The sequence below is a fragment of the Bradyrhizobium sp. th-b2 genome (assembly GCF_000426785.1).
GTDB classification, from domain to species: domain Bacteria; phylum Pseudomonadota; class Alphaproteobacteria; order Rhizobiales; family Xanthobacteraceae; genus Bradyrhizobium; species Bradyrhizobium septentrionale.
Genome location: NZ_AUGA01000019.1, coordinates 40,528 through 58,842 on the forward strand (window position 1 = coordinate 40,528; position 18,315 = coordinate 58,842).

Genomic DNA, 18,315 nt, shown 5'->3' on the forward strand with positions numbered 1-18,315 from the left:
GCCCAAACGTTCAGCGCAACACTCAAATTTTAGCAGAGGAAATAAGGCAGTTGCCCGAATCCCAAAATGCGACGCGTGCCCTGAAAAACAGGCCCTACAGCCACTTCTTCCACTTGAAGATCCAGTACGGCACGATCGCCGCAATCAGCATCAGCACCAGCGCGAACGGATAGCCGTGCGTCCACTCGAGTTCCGGCATCAGCTTGAAATTCATGCCGTAGATCGAGGCAATCAGCGTCGGCGGCATCAGGACAACCGCCATCACCGAGAACAGCTTGATGATGTTGTTCTGTTCCAGATTGACCACGCCGAGCATGGCGTCGAGCACGAAGGTGATCTTGTTGGAAAGATAGGACGCGTGGTCGGTCAGTGAGGCGACGTCACGCTGCATGGTCTTGAGTTGCTCGCGCATGTCCTTGGACCATTTCACCCCTTCCACGATCGCGGAGAGGAAGGTGACGAGGCGGCCGATCGAGACCAGGCTTTCGCGGACCTTCGAGGTCAGGTCGCCCTTGCGGCCGATCGTGATCAGAATCTGCGAATATTGCTTGGCGTGGCCGTGGCGCTCGCTCTCCGGCTCGAAGATGTCGTGGGAGACCTGGTCGATGTCGGCCCCGCAGCGCTCCAAAATGTCGGCGCAACGGTCGATCACCGCGTCCAAGAGTTCCATCAGCACCTGCTCGCCGGTGATGCTGGGGGCACAGGCGCGCGCCAGCTTGTTCTCGACCAGCGCGAACGGCTTCGGCAGGTCGTAGCGCACGGTGACCAGGCGATGGCCGGTCAGGATGAAGGTGACCGCCGTGGTGCGCGGCATGTCGGTGTCGGATTGGCACATCAGCGTCGCGGTCATGTAGCGCGCGCTGTTCTCGATATAGAGACGGCTGGAGATCTCGATCTCCTGCATGTCTTCCCGGGTCGGAACCGCGATCCCCGCCAGCTTCTCGACGGCCCGGTCCTCCTCAACGGTCGGATTCACCAGATCGACCCAGACCGCGCCCTCGGGCAGCGACCCCAGGTCGGTGATGGCGGCCTTCTTGAGGGAGAAATCGGAAGGAACGAACGCCGACAGCATCAGGAACTCCAAGAAACAGGGCTGGCAAGACCCGCCGACTTAGCGCGATTCTGGCTGGCGCTTCATGACCGGGGCATTAACCGGGCGTCCATCTTTGTGGCGGCCAAGTGGCGGTGAATGTGACGCGACGCGGCTTCGACTCGATGACCGTTGCCTGTTTGCACAAAAACCAGTCCCGCACCAGAACACTTGCGGCAAAAAAGCCACAGACGACGTCCCGCGATGCGGGAAAGGCATCTAAAGTCTGGGAATAATGGCAGGCTTCGGCAATAATGCCCTTCATGGAATCGTGGCGTTTTGGGCGCAATTTTGACGCTTTGAGACGCGGATTTTCGATTGGAATGTAATCATGTCTCTCAAAGTTGCCTTTGGAATCCTGGCCGCGGGCCTGATGTTGTCGGGCTGCATGCAGGCCACGACCTATGAGGCGGTCAATACCGCGAACTTCAAACCGCACGACAAGGAACTGCTGGCCAAGACCACCTACGTCAAGACCCCGGTGGCCGAGCCGTTCCGCCGCGCAATCGTCGAGTATCACCGCAAGGAAGCCCCCGGCTCCATCGTGGTCGATTCCGACAACCATTACCTTTACTACGTGATGAACGACGGCAAGGCGATCCGCTACGGCATCACCGTCGGCGAAGAAGCCATGGCCTGGTCCGGCATTGCCAAGGTCGGCAGCATGACCGAATGGCCGGCCTGGCACCCGACCCCCGGCGAAATCTCGCGCCTCGGCGTTCCGACCTTCGTGGCACCCGGTCCGGACAATCCGATGGGCTCGCGCGCGATGTATCTCTATTCGGGCGGCAAGGACACGCTGTTCCGCATCCACGGCACCAATCAGCCGGAATACATCGGCTCGTCGATCTCCTCGGGCTGCATCCGCATGACCAATGAGGACGTCATCGACCTCTACGGCCGGGTCAAGCTCGGCACCATCGTCGTGGTGCTGGAGCCGAAGCACGGCGACTCGCCCTACAAGCCGCAGATGGCGCTGCAGGGCGGCGGCAACGTCCCCTACTGATCCCAATCACGTCGCAATCGCGATCAAAGGCGCCGGCTTTGCCGGCGCTTTTTTGTTGGCTGCGGCTTGGTCTCGATAGCGCTGTCGGCGGCCGCGTCATCTGATTTCGCGGCATCGGCCTTTCCGTCGTCGGATTTGGACGCGTCGGATTTGGCGGCGACCTCGCGCGGCGGCGCCTCGTCGGGGCGCTTGGCCGGCAACAGCGGCGCGCTCTGCGGCAGCGGGTCGTACACATTCCACTGGCAGATCCGGTAATTGTTGCGACGCTCAATCAGGTCGAGATGGACATGGTCCTCATGGTACCAGTCCGAGCCCGGACCGAGCACGGTGGAGAAGCGGGCGCAGACCGAATGCAGCACGGTCTCGCGCAGGTCACGCGCGACGCTGCGGTCGGTCAGCGAGATCGACTTGCCGTTGGCTAGACCGAACGCGCGCACGTCGAGCGCATTGGCGCGGCCGTGCTCCGAGAGCTGGGCACCGGCGATGCGATTGCGGCCGCGGCACTCGAACGAGTCGAAATTGTCGAGATTGCTGATCCCGCCGCCAAGGCTCTGCGCCAGAGGCGCGATATCGGTGCGGACCCAGTCGGCGACCGCGGCGGCCATCTTGCAGCGAAGGATCGCCGCCGGCTTGACCGCGACCTTGCGCCTGTCGGGCAGCACGATCGCCTCCAGCCGCACCAGATCCTCGCCGCCGCAGCCCCCGGCGCCGTGGATGTCGGGAATGCTCGGCGCGATCGCGATCTCCTCGGTGAGGGCCTGCCGGCAGGCCGACAGCTGCGGCGCGGCGGGCTCGGCCGGTTTTGCAACCTCGGCCGGCTTCGCCGTCTCGCTAGGCCTGGCGGCCTCGGCAGGCGCCGCCGGAGGCTGCGTCACAGCTGCGGGCGGCTCGGCGGCCGCCGGCGCGTCAGCCGGGCGCGGCTTCGGCAGCGGCACTGCTGCGCGGCGGGCCGTCTTGTGCGGCCGCTGCGGCCTGATGCCGAACAGATCGTCCCACGGAAAGCCTGGGGCGCGGCGGGCGGCTTCGGCGGATCCTGCTTGCATGCCAAGGCAATGCAACGCGACGGCGGCGGTAACCATTGCCGCGCGGGCGCGACGAAACGCACCATCAGGCCATTTTCGGCTTGCTTTCTCCGCGCTACAGTTCATGTCAATTCCATGATTTTACTGCCGGCCGCCCAAGATGCCGGTGGATCATGCGTGAGGATCGAGGAGGGATTTGCGTATGCTTGGCTTGATGCAGGATTGGCCGTTGCTGTGCCACAAGATTATTGAGCACGCCGCCAAATATCACGGCACACAGGAAGTCGTGACGCGGTCGGTCGAAGGCCCGATCCATCGCACCACTTACGCCGAAATCCATGCCCGCTCGCTGAAAGTTTCGCAGAGCCTGGAGCGCGACGGCATCAAGCTCGGCGACCGCGTCGCCACCATCGCCTGGAACACCTGGCGTCACCTCGAGGTCTGGTACGGCGTCATGGGGATCGGCGCGATCTGCCACACGGTCAATCCGCGGCTGTTTCCGGAACAGATCGCCTGGATCGTCAACCACGCCCAGGACCGCATCGTCATCACCGACCTCACCTTCGTTCCGGTGCTGGAGAAGATCGCCGGCCAGCTGCCGAGCGTCGAGCGCTACGTGGTGCTGACCGACAAGGCGCACATGCCGCAGACCGCGCTGAAGAACGCGGTCGCCTATGAGGACTGGATCGCGGCGTCCGACGGCAAGTTCGAGTGGAAGACCTTCGACGAGAACACCGCCGCGGCGATGTGCTACACCTCCGGCACGACGGGCGATCCCAAAGGTGTGCTTTATTCGCACCGGTCCAACGTGTTGCACGCGCTGATGGCCAACTCGAAGGACGCGCTCGGCACCTCCGCCTCGGACACAATGCTTCCGGTGGTCCCCTTGTTCCATGCCAACAGCTGGGGCATCGCCTTCTCCGCACCCTCGATGGGCACCAAGCTCGTGATGCCCGGCCCGAAGCTCGACGGCGCCTCGGTCTACGAGCTTCTGTCGACCGAGAAGGTCACCCACACCGCTGGCGTGCCGACGGTGTGGCTAATGCTGCTGCAATACATGGCGGCCAACAATTTCAAGCTGCCGGATCTGCAGATGGTGATCTGCGGCGGTTCGGCGATGCCGCGCTCGATGATCAAGGCCTTCCTCGACATGGGCAGCCAGGTGCGCCACGCTTGGGGCATGACCGAGATGAGCCCGCTCGGCACGCTGGCCACGCTGAAGCCGCCGTTCAACGATCGCAGCGGCGAGGAGCGGCTCGACATCCTGCAGACCCAGGGCTACCCGCCGTTCGGCGTCGAGATGAAGATCACCGACGATGCCGGCAAGGAGCTGCCGTGGGACGGCAAGACCTTCGGCCGTCTCAAGGTCTCAGGCCCCGCGATCGCCAAGGCCTATTTCCGGGTCGACGCCAACATCCTCGACGATGCGGGCTTTTTCGACACCGGCGACGTCTCGACGATGGACGAGCACGGCTATATGCGGATCACCGACCGCTCCAAGGACGTGATCAAGTCCGGCGGCGAATGGATTTCCTCGATCGATCTGGAAAACCTCGCGGTCGGCCATCCGGCCGTCGCGGAAGCCGCCGTGATCGGCGTCCATCATCCCAAATGGGATGAGCGGCCGCTGTTGATCGTGCAGCTCAAGCAGGGCGAGAGCGCCACGCGCGAGGACATCCTCAAGTTCATGGACGGCAAGATCGCCAAATGGTGGATGCCCGACGACGTCGCCTTCGTCGACGGCATTCCCCACACCGCGACCGGCAAGATCCTGAAGACCGCGCTGCGCGACCAGTTCAAGGACTACACCTTCCCGACCGCCGCGGTGTGAAAGCTAACGGTCGTCATGCCCGGGCTTGACCCGGGCATCCACGCCTTCGTGTGCCGCAAGACCTGGATGGCCGGGTCAAGCCCGGCCATGACGATCTGGGGGTGACGCCCAAATCCCTTGAATTCGCCGCAGGTCCGTGGTCTCACACGATCATTGGCGGCGGCTGAGGTCGCCCAAGGACATCTCAACCGGCAGATTTTTCGACGATGGCGCGCAGGTTTTCCGCTCCCTACCAGCAGGAGCCCGTGTCCGGTCTCGCCACCTGGTCGCGCAACCTCGCCATCTTTGCCGTCGTCGCGGTGGTGGTCTCGATCCTCATCGTCCGCTTCGGGTTCCTGGAGGTCAAACCGGCGCTGATGACCTTCTTCGGCGCGCTGGGCCTGGCCGGCCTGTCGATCCTGCTCGGGCTCGCCGCCTTCGCCGCGATCTGGCAGAACGGCACCCGCGGCATGGGCCGGATCCTGCTCGCGCTCGTGATCGACGCCGCGATCCTCGCCTACCCGGCCTACCTCGCCTACCAGTACCGCAAGCTGCCGCGGATCTACGACATCACCACCGACGCGATCGACCCGCCGAAATTCGAGGCGCTGGCGCGGCTGCGCACCGGGGAAGGCACCAACCCGGCCGCCTATGCCGGCCTCTATTCGGCCGAGCAGCAGCGCGCGGCTTGGCCCGATATCGAAACCGTCGAGCTCGAAGCCCCGGTCGACCGCGCCTATGAGATGACCTTGCGGCTGGTGAACCGCCGCAAATGGCTCGTCATCGACGCGCGCGCGCCGCAGCCGCCGCGCCGCATCGGCCGGATCGAGGCGGTGGCGCGCACCCCGATCATGGGTTTCCGCGAGGACGTCTCGATCCGGGTCACGCCCGACGACGAGGACTCGCGCGTCGATATCCGCTCGGCGTCGCGCTACTTCGACGCCGATCTCGGCAGCAACGCTGCGCGGGTCAAGAGGCTGATCGAGGACCTCAACACCGCCGCCGACAACGACAACGCCAAACCTGCCAAAAAGGCGGCCCCCGTCGCGCCGCCGAAGACGCCGCCGGCGAAGACGGTGAAGAAGTAATCTTCCCGTCATTCCGGGGCGCGCCAACGGGTCCGCGCAAGGCGCGGCCCGATGACAGGCTCCGCACGAGCCCGGAATCCATCAGGCCGCAGACTCCATGGTGAAATGGATTCCGGGTTCGTGCTTCGCACGCCCCGGAATGACAGGCTAGGCCACTCTGTACGTGCCGCCGATCACCGGATCGCCATCGGTCGCCACGATGCCGCGCGCGACCAGATCCTCCAGATGCGCCAGCACCGAATAGCCGGCGGCATTGGCGAGGCGCGGATCGAGCCCGATATAGATCGCCCGCACCATGGTCGGGATGTCGGCCTCGCCCTTGCCGAGGCGATGCAGGATCGACGCCTCGCGGGCCCGGCGGTGCCGTGCCAGGAAGCGGACGTAGCGCGGGCCTTCCGGAATCTCCGGGCCGTGGCCGGAGAAATAGAGCTGCTCGGGCCGCTGCTCGAGCCGCTCCAGCGAGGCCATGTAGTCAATCATCGAGCCGTCGGGCGGCGCCACGATCGAGGTCGACCAGCCCATCACATGGTCGCCGACGAAATTGATGCTGCGCTCGGCCCAGGCGAACGCCAGATGGTTGGCGGTGTGGCCGGGGGTGGCGACCGCCTCCAGCGCAAAGCCTGTGCCCTCGATGACGTCGCCGTGCTTGACCTCGACGTCGGGCCTGAAATCGCGGTCGGCACCGGACTCCGGATTATGCTTCTCGCTCTCGAAGCGCGGGCGCGAGGCGCGGTGCGGCCCCTCGGCGTAAACCGGTGCGCCGGTCGCAGCCTTGATCCGCGGCGTGTTCGGCGAATGGTCGCGATGGGTGTGAGTGACCAGGATGTGGGTCACGGTCTCGCCTTGGACCGCATCGAGCAGCGCCGTCGCATGCGCCTCGTCATCGGGACCGGGATCGATGATCGCGACCTTGCCCTGGCCTATGATGTAGCTGACCGTGCCGGTGAAGGTGAACGGGCTCGGATTGTTGCAGAGGACGCGGCGCACGCCGGGGCGGACCTGTTCGACCACGCCGGGCTGCAGCGGAAAATCGCGGTTGAACGGGATGTCGTCGTTGTCGGCCATGGCTCTTGTCCGTGATGTCCGGCTTCTCTTTGACCTCGTCACGCCCGGGCTTGTCCCGGGCATCCACGTCTTCCGTTGCGAGCCCCAAGACGTGGATGGCCGGGACAAGCCCGGCCATGACGGCGTTTGGGTGAGCGCTCCTTACGAGAACGCCTGGATGCCGGTGATCGCGCGACCGAGGATCAGGGCGTGGACGTCGTGCGTGCCCTCATAGGTGTTCACGGTCTCGAGGTTCGCGGCGTGGCGCATCACGTGGTACTCGATCTGGATGCCGTTGCCGCCATGCATGTCGCGCGCCATGCGGGCGATGTCGAGCGCCTTGCCGCAATTGTTGCGCTTGACGATCGAGATCATCTCAGGGGCCATCTTGCCCTCGTCCATCAGGCGGCCGACGCGCAACGAGGCCTGCAGGCCTAGCGCGATCTCGGTCTCCATGTCGGCGAGCTTCTTCTGCACCAGCTGCGTGGCGGCGAGCGGCCGGTTGAACTGCTTGCGGTCGAGCGTGTATTGCCGCGCGCGATGCATGCAGTCCTCGGCGGCGCCCAGCGCGCCCCAGGAGATGCCGTAGCGGGCGCGGTTGAGGCAGCCGAACGGACCCTTGAGGCCGGAGACGTTGGGCAGCAGCGCGCTTTCCGGCACCACCACATTGTCGAGCACGATCTCGCCGGTGATCGAGGCGCGCAAGCTGAGCTTGCCGCCGATCTTCGGCGCCGACAGGCCCTTCATGCCCTTCTCGAGGATGAAGCCGCGGATCTGGTTGTCATGCGCCGCCGACTTGGCCCACACCACGAAGACGTCAGCGATCGGCGCATTCGAGATCCACATCTTGGCGCCGTTGAGCTTGTAGCCGTCGGCCACCTTCTCGGCGCGGGTCTTCATGCCGCCGGGATCGGAACCGGCGTCCGGCTCGGTCAGGCCGAAGCAGCCGACCCATTCTCCGGTCGCGAGCTTGGGTAGATACTTCTTGCGCTGGTTCTCGTCGCCATAGGCGTAGATCGGATACATCACCAGCGACGTCTGCACCGAGTTCATCGAGCGATAGCCGCTATCGACGCGCTCGATCTCGCGCGCGACGAGCCCGTAGGCCACGTAGCTCGCATTGGCGCAGCCATATTCCTCGGGCAGCGTGACACCGATCAGGCCAAGCTCACCCATCTCGTTGAATATCTCGCGATCGGTCTTCTCTTCCAGATAGGCCTTGGTGACCCGTGGAGCCAGCTTGTCCTGCGCATAGGCCCGCGCGGTGTCGCGGATCAGGCGCTCGTCTTCGGTGAGCTGCTCGTCGAGCAGGAACGGATCATCCCACTGGAAGCTGGCGGCAGCCGGCTTGTCCTTGGCCTGGGGGCGCACGCTCATGAAACATCCTTTCGCATCGTCACTCGGAAATTGGCGGATAAATTAAAGCGCTATGCTGCGAAGCGCAATTGAATTGGGTTGTCGTCATTCCGGGGCACGCGACAGCGTGAACCTCAGGGGCGCCATTGCGCCCCGGGGAATCTCGAGATTCCGGGTTCGATGCATGCGCATCGCCCCGGAATGACAGTGCTAGGTCTCCAGCTTCTCGTTCGACACGATCTCGATGCCGAAACCGGACAGCCCTTTGTAGTCGTGCACCGACGAGGTCAGGTGCCGGATCGAGGTGACGCCGAGATCGCGCAGGATCTGCGCGCCGACACCGACCTCGCGCCACTGCTTGTGGCGATCGGCCTCCGCGGTCTTCGACTCTTCGACCGGCTGCACCGGAACTCCGGCGGCACCGTCGCGCAGATAGACCAGCACGCCGCGGCCGGCAGCCTTGAAGTGCCGCAGCACGGCTTCCATGCGCGCCGGCCCGGTGAAGAGGTCTTTGACGATGTTGGGCTTGTGCAGCCGTGTCAGCACGTCCCGGCCGTCGCCGATGCCGTTATAGACGAAGGCGGCGTGCATGATCTCGTCGAACGGCGAGCGATAGGCATAGCCCTGCAGCGGCCCGATCGGGCTTTCGGTGGTGAAGGTCGCGACCCGCTCGATCAGCTTCTCGCGCGCCTGGCGATAGGCGATCATGTCCGCGATCGTGACATGCTTGAGCTTGTGGGCAGCGGCGAATTTCGCCACCTGCTCGCCCTTCATCACGGTTCCATCGTCGTTCATCAGCTCGCTGATGACGCCGACCGGCGGCAGGCCCGAGAGCCGGCACAGATCGACCGCGGCCTCGGTATGGCCGGAGCGCAGCAGTACGCCGCCGTCGCGCGCGATCAGCGGGAAGATGTGGCCCGGCCGCGCAAAATCGTTGGCGCCGGCATTGGGATTGGCGAGCGCGCGGCAGCAGGAGGCGCGTTCCTCGGCCGAGATGCCGGTGCCGCCGTCGGGCTTGTAGTCGATCGAGACGGTGAAGGCGGTGGTGTGGTTGGACTCGTTGTGCGCCACCATCGGGTCGAGCCGCAGCCGGCGGGCGTCCTCGGTGGTGATCGGCGCGCAGACGATGCCGGAGGTGTGGCGGATGATGAAGGCCATCTTCTCCGCCGTGCAGAACGACGCCGCGACGATCAGATCGCCCTCGCCTTCCCGATCGTCATCGTCGGTGACGACGACGAGTTCGCCCTTCGCAAAGGCTTGCAGCACTTCCTGGATCGTATCGGCCATTGTCCTGACATCTCGTTACATGCAGGCAGTGGATTAGCCGGGTTCCGATGTCAGCGCCAGTATCATTATGCAACCCGCCATGCGTCCGGCAGGCATACCAGGACGGTGACGGGTACCGCATTTCCCGGATCATGCTCTCCTACGGCAGCACCTCGCGGCGGTCGCTCAACTGGGCGTCCAGTTCGGCGCGCTTGTCGTCGAGCAGGCCGGCATCGGTGGCCTCGATCACGGCATAGAGCTCGCCGGCGTCGCTGAGGCGGGTCACCGTCACGTAATCGGCGCCGGCGGCGTAGAGATCGTCGACGCCGGTCAAGAGGTCCGCGGTGGCGACAACCTTCGCGGTCGGGTTCAGCGCGCGGACGTGGCGCACCAGCTTCTCGTTGTCGGCGCCGACCAAGAGGAAATCCGGCACGCTCAGGATGATGATCTCGGCCTTGCCGATGCCCGCATGGACCAGGGTATCGACATTGCTGATATCGCCATAGATCACGTGCATTCCTCGATCGGTCAGCGTGCGGAACACCAGCGGATTGAAGTCGACGACGCTGATCTGCTCGAGCAGCGACTGGTTCTGGCGCTCGATCTGGCTGATCAGCGCGCTCGCCGCGCGGAAAAAGCCGAGGATGACGATGCGCCGGATCTCGCCATGCTCGCCCGCTTGCCCGGCCTCGCCGCGGCCCTGGCCTTCATGGTCGAGGTCGCGCAGCCCGATCCGCTTCAAGGGACCGATCAGGCCGCGCACGATCTGGTCGCTGCGGGCCATCGCGAAGGTCGAGAGCACCGCCAGCACGACGAACGCGAACGAGACTGCATTCGCCGTTTCGGTCGCTATGTGGTTGGCGGCGACGCCGGTCTGGATCACCACCAGCGAGAACTCGGAGATCTGCGCCAAATTGATCGCCGGCAGCAGGCTGGCGCGCAGACCCTGCTTCATCAGATAGAGCGGCGCGAACGTCGTGACCAGGCGGCTTGCCACCGTGAAGGCCGCGATCACCAGCGCCAGTCCGATCACCGAGAGTCCCGGAATCGGGATCGTCATGCCGAGCGCGACAAAGAACAGGGTGATGAAGAAATCCCTGAGCGTCGTGACCTTGGCGGTGACGTCGAGCGCGTAGGGGAAGGTCGAGATCGAGACGCCGGCGACCAGCGAGCCCATCTCGCGCGACAGATGCAGCCGTTCGGCGATCTCGCCGATCAAGAAGCACCAGGCGAGCGCGCCGAGCAGCACCAGCTCGGGCCGGCGCGCGATCTGGTGGAACAGCCGCGGCAGCACGTAACGGCTCAGCACCAGCGCGGTCGCGACCAGCACCGCAACGCGGGCGATCGACAGCAACACGACGCTGATCTGCAGATTGTCCAGGCTCGGCTGCACCGCCAGGAACAGGATCGCGAAGATGTCCTGCAACACCAGCACGCCCAGCGTAATCCGGCCCGGCAGCGTATCCAGCTCGCGCTTCTCGTAGAGCACCTTGACGATGATGACGGTCGAGGACAGCGCGCAGGCGACGCAGAGATAGACCGCGTCGAACTTGCCGCCGCCGATCGCAAGCCCGATGGCTGCAAAGAACGCGACGCCGATCAGGCAGCCGCCCAGCAGCTCGCCGACGCCGGCGAACAGGATGACCTTGCCGGCGCGGATGATCTTCTTGAGGTCGATTTCCAGCCCGATCATGAACAGCATGAAGATCAGGCCGAGCTCGGAGATGATGCTGATCGACTCCTGGGACTTGACCCAGCCCATGCCGAATGGACCAATGAAAAAGCCGGCGATAAGGTACGCCAGTATCAGCGGTTGCCGGGAGAAATGGGCGAGCAGCCCGAGCCCCCAGGCAAACAGGATACAGAGCGTGATGTCGGGGATCAGTTCATGCATGCGTCAAAGACTTCCTGTTGCCGCAACCTAGAGGGCCGGGCGTGAGGATCAACCGAGCAATGTGTCACATCCGCGCAGGCGGCATTTTTCTGGCAGTTTTGGTCTGCCTCACCGTGCGCATGCCTGAGGCGCTAGCACAATCCCCCGGAAGTATTGAACAAAATTTTGCAAATTCGCTGACCGCGGTGCCGGCCGAAGGGCTCACGGCCTCCGGTGCGTTCTACGTGCCGGTCTATTCCAGCGTGTCGATGAGCCAGGGCAAGCTGAGGGCGGATTTCTCGGTGACGCTCAGCGTGCACAACGCCTCCGAGACGAGGCCGCTGGTGCTGAAGCGGATCGCCTATTACGACACATCAGGCAAGATGGTGGAGAGCTACCTCAAATCACCGATCGCGCTAAAACCGTTCGCGACCGTCGAGGTTGCTATCGCCACGACCGATACCCGCGGCGGCACCGGCGCGAATTTCGTGGTCGATTGGGCGGCGGCGGGCGAGATCGCGGAACCGGCGGTCGAGGCCCTGATGGTCGGCAGCGTCGGCCCCGGGCACTACGCCTTCATCAGCCAGGGCCGGCCGATCAGGCTGCCCGGCAAGAACTGACTGCATAGAGGGCCGCTTACGCGCGGCCTTCTCAACGACAACAACACGGAGCGAAACGTCCATGTCCACCTCAGCCCAGTTCGACTTCGCACCGCTGCTCCCGGCCGGCCTGCCTGCGCCGGCGGCGCGATGGACCGGGCTCGCCAAATACAGCTTCGTCGGCGGCAACAATGATCCCGACCAGGTCCCGGTCGACGGACTGCTCGAGGCGGTCAACGCCGTGCTGAAACGCGAAGGCAGGAATCTGGCGACCTACAACCTCGCGCACGGGCCTCAGGGCTACCTGCCGCTTCGGCAATTCCTGACCGAGAAGCTGAAGCGCGATGCGGGGATTGCCTGCACGCCGGATGAGATCATGATCGTCTCCGGCTCGCTGCAGGCGCTCGATTTGGTCAATCAGACCCTGCTCGCCAAGGGCGACACCGTGCTGATCGAGCAGGAAACCTATCAGGGCTCGCTGAACCGGTTGACGCGGCTCGGCGTCAACGCGGTCGGCATTCCCCTCGATGGCGACGGCATCAGGATCGATGCGCTGGCCGCAGCGCTCGCCGATCACAGGCGGCGCGGCATCACGCCGAAATACATCTACACCATCCCGACGGTGCAGAACCCGACCGGCTCGATCCTGCCCGAGAGCCGGCGCGCCGAGATGCTGAAGCTGTCAAAAGAATACGGCGTGCCGATCTTCGAGGACGATTGCTATGCCGATCTGATCTGGAGCGGCGAACGGCCGCCCGCGATCCATGCCATGAGCAAGCATGGCGGCGTGATCCATATCGGCTCGTTCTCGAAGTCGATAGCGCCGGCGCTGCGGGTCGGCTTCATCGTCGCGCCCTGGGAGATCATGTCGCGGATGCTGCCGCTGAAGACCGACGCCGGCTCCGGCGCGCTGGAGCAGATGGTGCTATCAGAATATTGCGCGCCGCATTTCTCGACCCACGTGCCGCGGCTGACCAAGGGCCTGCGCGCCAAGCTCGACACGCTGATGGAGGCGCTGAACGAGCAATTCGGCACCGCGGCCGAATTCGAGGCCCCCAAGGGCGGCATCTTTCTCTGGGTCAAGCTGCCCGACAATGTCGACACGTTGAAGCTCTATCAGACGGCGCTTGCCGCCGGCGTCTCGATCAATCCGGGACCGGAATGGTCGACCAGCAAGGCGCATTCCGGCAGCCGGCTCCGCCTCTGCTTCGCCAGCCCCTCGCATGAGCAGATCCGCGAGGGCGTCGCGGTGCTGGCCGAGGTGTGCCGCAAGGAGTTCGGCGTACCGGCACGAAGCAGCAATGTGGAGAAGAGCGGCTAATTGAACACGTCAGGCTGCAGCAGCGTTGTCGGTTCACCTCTCCCCTTGCGGGAGAGGTCAGATGCGATCCGGGTGAGGGGTTGCGCCCTCTCGTGGACCTGCGTCCCCTCACCCGGCGCTTCGCGCCGACCTCTCCCCAACGGGGAGAGGTGATCGAGAGACCTAATCACCTCACCGAAAACGGCGCCTGATAGGGCCGGCCGAACGGCACGCCGTTGACCACCGTTTGCACCGGCTTCAGTTGCAGATTGCCGTCGCGCTTGTTGTTGCGGGTGTCGACGAAGGTGACCGGACCTTCGACGAGGTCCATGATCGCGACGTCGCCGGGCGCGCCGCGCTGCAGCGTGCCGATCTTGGGAGCGCGGTTGATGGCCCGCGCCGGCACCGAAGTCGCCATCGCCACCACCTGATCCAGCGACGAGCCCATCGCCAGGAACTTGCTCATCACGTTCGGCAGGAACGGGATGCCGGGCGAGTTGCCCGAGAAGACATGGATGTCGGAGGAGATCGTGTCGGGCGTGCAGCCCGCCGGAATAGCGATCTCCGCCACCGTGAAATCAAAGCTGCCGCCGCCATGGCCGACATCGAACAGCACACCGCGCTGCTTGGCTTCGAGCGCTGCCGGCAGCAACTTGCCGTCCTGCACGATGTTGGTGAAGGCGCCGGACATGTTCGGCGCGCCGGAATAGGCGTGGGTGAGGATATCACCTGGCCGCAGCAGATCGAGGATGTCGGACATCAGTTCCCTGGTCTCGACGCCGCCGATATGCACCATCATCCGCGCCGGCCAGCCGCACATCTCGCAGGCCTGGATGGCGCGCTTCAGCGGCTCGATGCCGTGCTTGAAGATGACGTTCTCCGACATCCGCACCTTGACCCCGATCAGGAAGTCCGGGTTCTCGGCAAGCGCCATCGCGCAGGCTTCGACCTGGGCGTTGTCGATATTGTAGAGCTCGGCCACCGGGAAGGCCGACAGGCCGTTGTTCGCAATATGGAGGAAGGCGTAGATCCGCGCCCGCGACTGCGCCACGATGAAGCGCCGCAACGCCGCCAGATTGTTGACGCCGGCATCGCCGGCCGAGACCACCGTCGTGGTGCCCTGGAATTGCACCAACTCGTCGGCGGGAATGCCGATCGCCGACCCGTACGGATAGACGTGACAGTGCAGGTCGACGAGGCCCGGCGTCACGAGCTTGCCCGAGGCGTCGATGGTTTTGGCGGCGCGAGCGGCCGGGATCTCGTCTTCGATTGCCTCGATGATGCCCCAGCGGATGCCGATGTCGCGCTTGCCGCGCAGCGACTGGCTGGGATCGATCACGTCGCCGCTCTTGATCACGAGGTCGAACTTGTCGTCCGGCCCCATCGCCGCAGCGGCCGGCGCCGCGATGGCGGCGGCAGCGGCCGATCCAGAAACTTTCAAAAAATCCCGGCGCGAAAATCCGCTCACGGCGACGCCCCCCAATATGATTTTTATGACGCGATGATGCGTCGGACGCAGCCCTTAGGCAAGGCCATCGAAGCGACCTGCAGCGCTCATCTATCGATTGTGCGCGACAATGCGCGACGCACAGCAGCGGCCGCAATTGCCTGAACAACCGTTCAGAAAACTCCTCCGTTTCCTCAGGAACGTTTCGATGCCTGTACGGTTTCCTCCACGCATCATTGAGGAGGATGAGATGAAAAAATTTGGCTTTGTTCTTGCGGCTGTCGGTGCGCTTGCAGTGGCCGTTCCGTCGATCGCGAGCGCCGAGACCGTCGTGATCAAGCGCGGCGGCCACCATCACTGGGATCGTGGCTGGGGCGCGCGCGCCGAGATGCGCCATGACCGTGGAATGCGCCACGACCGCGGTTGGCATCGCGGCTGGCACCACGACCATGACCGCACGGTGGTTATCAGGCGGGATCGCTACTAAATCGACAGACGGAAAATGGCTCCTCGCGGAGCCATTTTCTTTTTCTACGTTCTCATCAAATGCCCGCCGGGCTCAATCCCACGCCGGCGCAAATCCGGGATTGACGCAGCGCATGTCCTTGCGCAATGCCCCGATCGCCTTGCGGTCGTCGTCGTCGAGCTTGACCTTCAGCGCATCGAAATTGGCCTTTTGGCTTTCGGCGCGCGAGGCTTTCGGGATCGCCGCAACGCCGTCCTGATCGAGCAGCCATTTCAGCGCCACCTGCGCTGCGGTCGCATCATGCTTCTTGCCGATCTTTGCAAGGGTCTCGTCGGTGGCGAAGCGGCCCTGGGCCAGCGGACAATAGGCCACCAGCGGGATCGATTTCGCCGCGAGATATTTGCGCACCGGCGTCTGGTCCAGCATCGCGTGGTATTCGATCTGGTTGCAGGCGATCGGCGCCTTGATGTCCTCGACCACGGTCTTGAGCAGCGCTGTGGTGAAATTGGCGACGCCGATCGCGCGGGTGCGGCCCTCCTCCTTCAGCTGCATCAGCGTTTCAAACACCGCCGGCAGCTTCATGCTCCGCGACGGCCAGTGCACCAGATAGAGATCGACATGATCGAGCCGCAGCTTCTTCAAGCTGGTGTCGAACGCCTTGCGGATCGCGTCCGGCGCCAAATTCTCGTGCCAGACCTTGGTGGTCACGTGCAGGTCCTTGCGCGCGACATTCGCGGTCGCGATCGCCGCGCCAATCGCCTCTTCATTAGCGTACATTTCGGCGGTGTCGATATGCCGGTAACCAAGCCCGAGCGCGCTCTCGACCGCCGCGCGGCAGGCGTCGCCCTGCATGCGGAAGGTGCCGAGCCCGAGCTACGGCAGGCGGATGCCCTGTGTCTGCAGATTTTCCATGGATAGCTCCTGACGCGTGGGGCGCCGATGCCATCGACGACGTCACGCCAGCAAATTGTCTGGAAGGAATGAAATTGGCAGGACTGCCAAGTCGCAGTCTGCCCGCAAATCGGGCCCTCGGGCAAGGCATCCGCAATCAAGATGTCGCGACGGGACTAAATATGTTCCGCCATGATCTGGCCGGGCCGCGCGTCCGGCCGCGGTTCGATGTCGACCGACCAGAGGTCGTGGTTGTCGACGTCCTTCAGCGTCACCGTCATCACAGAGGTCGTGCCGTCGATGTCGACGCGGCCGAAGAATTGCAGGCCGAAGCACGGCGCGAGATTGTCGCCCTGCTCGACCGAGCAGCCCTTCTGGTACATCGCCTTCGGGCCAAAGGTGTTGTCGAGCTCGCCCGGCGACCAGGTGCCGGCATGCAGCGGACCGGAGACGAACTCCCAGAACGGCTCGAATTCCTGAAACACCGCGCGGTTCGGATCATAGTGATGCGCGGCAGTGTAGTGCATGTCGGCGGTGAGCCACACCGTGTTGCGGACACCGGCGCGTTTCATGAAGGACAGCAGATCGGCGATCTCGTGCTCGCGCCGCGCGGGCGGGCCGTCGCCGAGCGCGACCGCATCCAGGCTGATCAGGCCGATCGGCAAATCCGCCGCGATCACCTTCCAGACAGCATCCGACGCCACCAGTTCGCGCTTCAGCCAGGCGAGCTGGCTCTCGCCGAGGATGAACGCCTTGTCGGGATCGCCCTGCTTGTTCCAGCTGGAATCGCGATAGGAGCGCATGTCGATGATGAAGACGTCGAGCAGCGGCCCATAGGCGATCTTGCGATAGACGCGGCCGTCGCGCTCCGGCATCAACCGCATCGGCATGAATTCATGGAAAGCGCGGCGCGCCCGCGCCACCAGGCGCGAGGTACCGTCCGCGTCGTAGCCGGTAGCGTCGGCGGTGCCGATCGGCGACCAGTCGTCGGCCACCTCGTGATCGTCCCACTGAGCGAACATCGGCACTTCGGCGTGGAAGGCGCGAAAATTCTCGTCAAGCCAGTTGTATCTGTAGTTGCCGCGAAACTGGTCGAGACTGTACGCGACGACGGATTTCTCCTCCGTGACGATGTTGCGCCAGATCTCGCCGTTCGGCAGCGTCTGCTCCGGCGGCACCGTGCAATCCGCATAGATGTGGTCGCCGGAATGGATGAAGAAATCCGGGCGCTCGTTGAGCATGGTGCGGTAGCTGCGCAAGCCGCCGCGCGCGGGATCGATGCCCCAGCCCTGCCCGACGACGTCGCCGGACCAGACGAACGAGATCGAGCGGCGGTCGACCGGCGCGGTGCGGAAATGCCCGACGCGGCTTTCGCCTGCAACGCCGTCGCGATCCGCGAAGCTGATGCGATAGAACAGGTCCTGGCCCGGCGGCAGGCCGTCGAGCAGCAGCTTTGCCGTGAAATCGCGCTCGGGCAGCGCATCGGCGGATGCGGTGCGCAGGATGGTGGCGAAGCTCTCGACGCTCGCGCATTCGATCTGCATCCGCGCTGCGCGATCGGCGCGGGCCCAGATGACAGCGGAATCGCTCGCGACGTCGCCGGACTGGATACCCGCGATCGCGGGACGATCCGCCGCACGGCTCAGATAGGGCTTTGCGAGCGAGCCCAATCCGGCCAGCGCAGCCGTCGATGCCAAGCGCACCAGAAGCTGACGCCTTGTAAGGCCTCGTCCCCTCGCGGAGATCGCTGTCGGCATCGAACAACCTTCGTCGAATCGCAACGAAGGTTTTGCCTGCGCCGTTTGACTCCGCCCTTACGGTTTCTTGACTCTCCGCCGACGGTTTTGCGACGGCGGGATGACTCGGGGGCTCTCGGAACGGCGTCGTTCGGCACCGAGCGCTCAAGCGCCAAACCCGTCATCCTGAGGAGGCGCGTAGCGCCGTCTCGAAGGATCGACGGCCCTGCTGCGCGATCTGGGCCGTGCATCCTTCGAGACGCGCGCAAGAGCGCGCTCCTCAGGATGACGGGTTTAATGTTGACGCGAGGATCGACGCAA

Annotated in this window: 14 protein-coding genes and 1 pseudogene; 6 read left to right on the plus strand and 9 right to left on the minus strand. The window is 64.5% G+C overall.

Annotated features, from left to right (window positions below):
- Positions 1-94: 94 nt before the first annotated feature.
- Positions 95-1,072 (minus strand): magnesium transporter CorA family protein, encoded by a 978-nt coding sequence (locus tag K359_RS0122755; RefSeq protein WP_029081400.1) that lies wholly within the window; start codon positions 1,070-1,072, stop codon positions 95-97.
- Positions 1,073-1,421: 349 nt separating this feature from the next.
- On the opposite strand from K359_RS0122755, the gene K359_RS0122760 reads away from it, so the two are divergent.
- On the plus strand, positions 1,422-2,096 hold the full coding sequence (locus tag K359_RS0122760; RefSeq protein ID WP_035976922.1) for a L,D-transpeptidase: 675 nt from the start codon (positions 1,422-1,424) through the stop codon (positions 2,094-2,096).
- A 23-nt stretch (positions 2,097-2,119) separates the two neighbouring features.
- Here the strand turns inward: K359_RS0122760 and K359_RS0122765 are convergent, their stop codons facing one another.
- Positions 2,120-3,244: an extensin family protein gene (locus tag K359_RS0122765; RefSeq protein ID WP_029081402.1), complete on the minus strand. Its 1,125-nt coding sequence runs from the start codon at positions 3,242-3,244 to the stop codon at positions 2,120-2,122.
- A 76-nt stretch (positions 3,245-3,320) separates the two neighbouring features.
- Here K359_RS0122765 and K359_RS0122770 point away from each other — a divergent pair, with 76 nt between their 5' ends.
- Positions 3,321-4,949: a fatty-acid--CoA ligase gene (locus tag K359_RS0122770; RefSeq protein WP_029081403.1), complete on the plus strand. Its 1,629-nt coding sequence runs from the start codon at positions 3,321-3,323 to the stop codon at positions 4,947-4,949.
- A gap of 206 nt (positions 4,950-5,155) precedes the next feature.
- Positions 5,156-6,016, plus strand: coding sequence for a DUF1499 domain-containing protein (locus tag K359_RS0122780; protein ID WP_029081404.1), 861 nt, complete (start codon positions 5,156-5,158; stop codon positions 6,014-6,016).
- Positions 6,017-6,163: 147 nt separating this feature from the next.
- Here the strand turns inward: K359_RS0122780 and K359_RS0122785 are convergent, their stop codons facing one another.
- The 4 genes from K359_RS0122785 to K359_RS0122800 all read right to left on the minus strand — a co-directional run bounded on the left by K359_RS0122785 (position 6,164) and on the right by K359_RS0122800 (position 11,576).
- On the minus strand, positions 6,164-7,081 hold the full coding sequence (locus K359_RS0122785; RefSeq protein WP_029081405.1) for an MBL fold metallo-hydrolase: 918 nt from the start codon (positions 7,079-7,081) through the stop codon (positions 6,164-6,166).
- A 141-nt stretch (positions 7,082-7,222) separates the two neighbouring features.
- Positions 7,223-8,437 (minus strand): acyl-CoA dehydrogenase, encoded by a 1,215-nt coding sequence (locus K359_RS0122790; protein ID WP_029081406.1) that lies wholly within the window; start codon positions 8,435-8,437, stop codon positions 7,223-7,225.
- A gap of 189 nt (positions 8,438-8,626) precedes the next feature.
- On the minus strand, positions 8,627-9,703 hold the full coding sequence (gene ribB, locus K359_RS0122795) for a 3,4-dihydroxy-2-butanone-4-phosphate synthase (protein WP_029081407.1): 1,077 nt from the start codon (positions 9,701-9,703) through the stop codon (positions 8,627-8,629).
- 139 nt (positions 9,704-9,842) lie between these two features.
- Entirely contained in the window at positions 9,843-11,576 is a 1,734-nt protein-coding gene (locus K359_RS0122800; RefSeq protein WP_029081408.1) for a cation:proton antiporter, read from the minus strand.
- 59 nt (positions 11,577-11,635) lie between these two features.
- Between K359_RS0122800 and K359_RS0122805 the strand changes: the two genes are divergently transcribed.
- Complete coding sequence (locus K359_RS0122805; RefSeq protein ID WP_371261177.1) at positions 11,636-12,175, plus strand: DUF3124 domain-containing protein; 540 nt, start codon at positions 11,636-11,638, stop codon at positions 12,173-12,175.
- 61 nt (positions 12,176-12,236) lie between these two features.
- Entirely contained in the window at positions 12,237-13,475 is a 1,239-nt protein-coding gene (locus K359_RS0122810) for a PLP-dependent aminotransferase family protein (protein ID WP_029081410.1), read from the plus strand.
- A gap of 166 nt (positions 13,476-13,641) precedes the next feature.
- On the opposite strand, the gene K359_RS0122815 is transcribed toward K359_RS0122810, so the two are convergent.
- Positions 13,642-14,922: an amidohydrolase family protein gene (locus K359_RS0122815; RefSeq protein WP_029081411.1), complete on the minus strand. Its 1,281-nt coding sequence runs from the start codon at positions 14,920-14,922 to the stop codon at positions 13,642-13,644.
- 229 nt (positions 14,923-15,151) lie between these two features.
- Between K359_RS0122815 and K359_RS0122820 the strand changes: the two genes are divergently transcribed.
- Entirely contained in the window at positions 15,152-15,388 is a 237-nt protein-coding gene (locus K359_RS0122820; RefSeq protein WP_029081412.1) for a hypothetical protein, read from the plus strand.
- Positions 15,389-15,460: 72 nt separating this feature from the next.
- On the opposite strand, the pseudogene K359_RS52695 reads toward K359_RS0122820, so the two are convergent.
- Both K359_RS52695 and K359_RS0122830 read right to left on the minus strand, forming a co-directional pair.
- Positions 15,461-16,279: pseudogene (locus K359_RS52695) on the minus strand (aldo/keto reductase).
- Between the two features lie 155 nt (positions 16,280-16,434).
- Positions 16,435-18,015, minus strand: a complete 1,581-nt coding sequence (locus K359_RS0122830) for an alkaline phosphatase (RefSeq protein ID WP_051346300.1) — start codon at positions 18,013-18,015, stop codon at positions 16,435-16,437.
- Between the last annotated feature and the right edge of the window lie 300 nt (positions 18,016-18,315).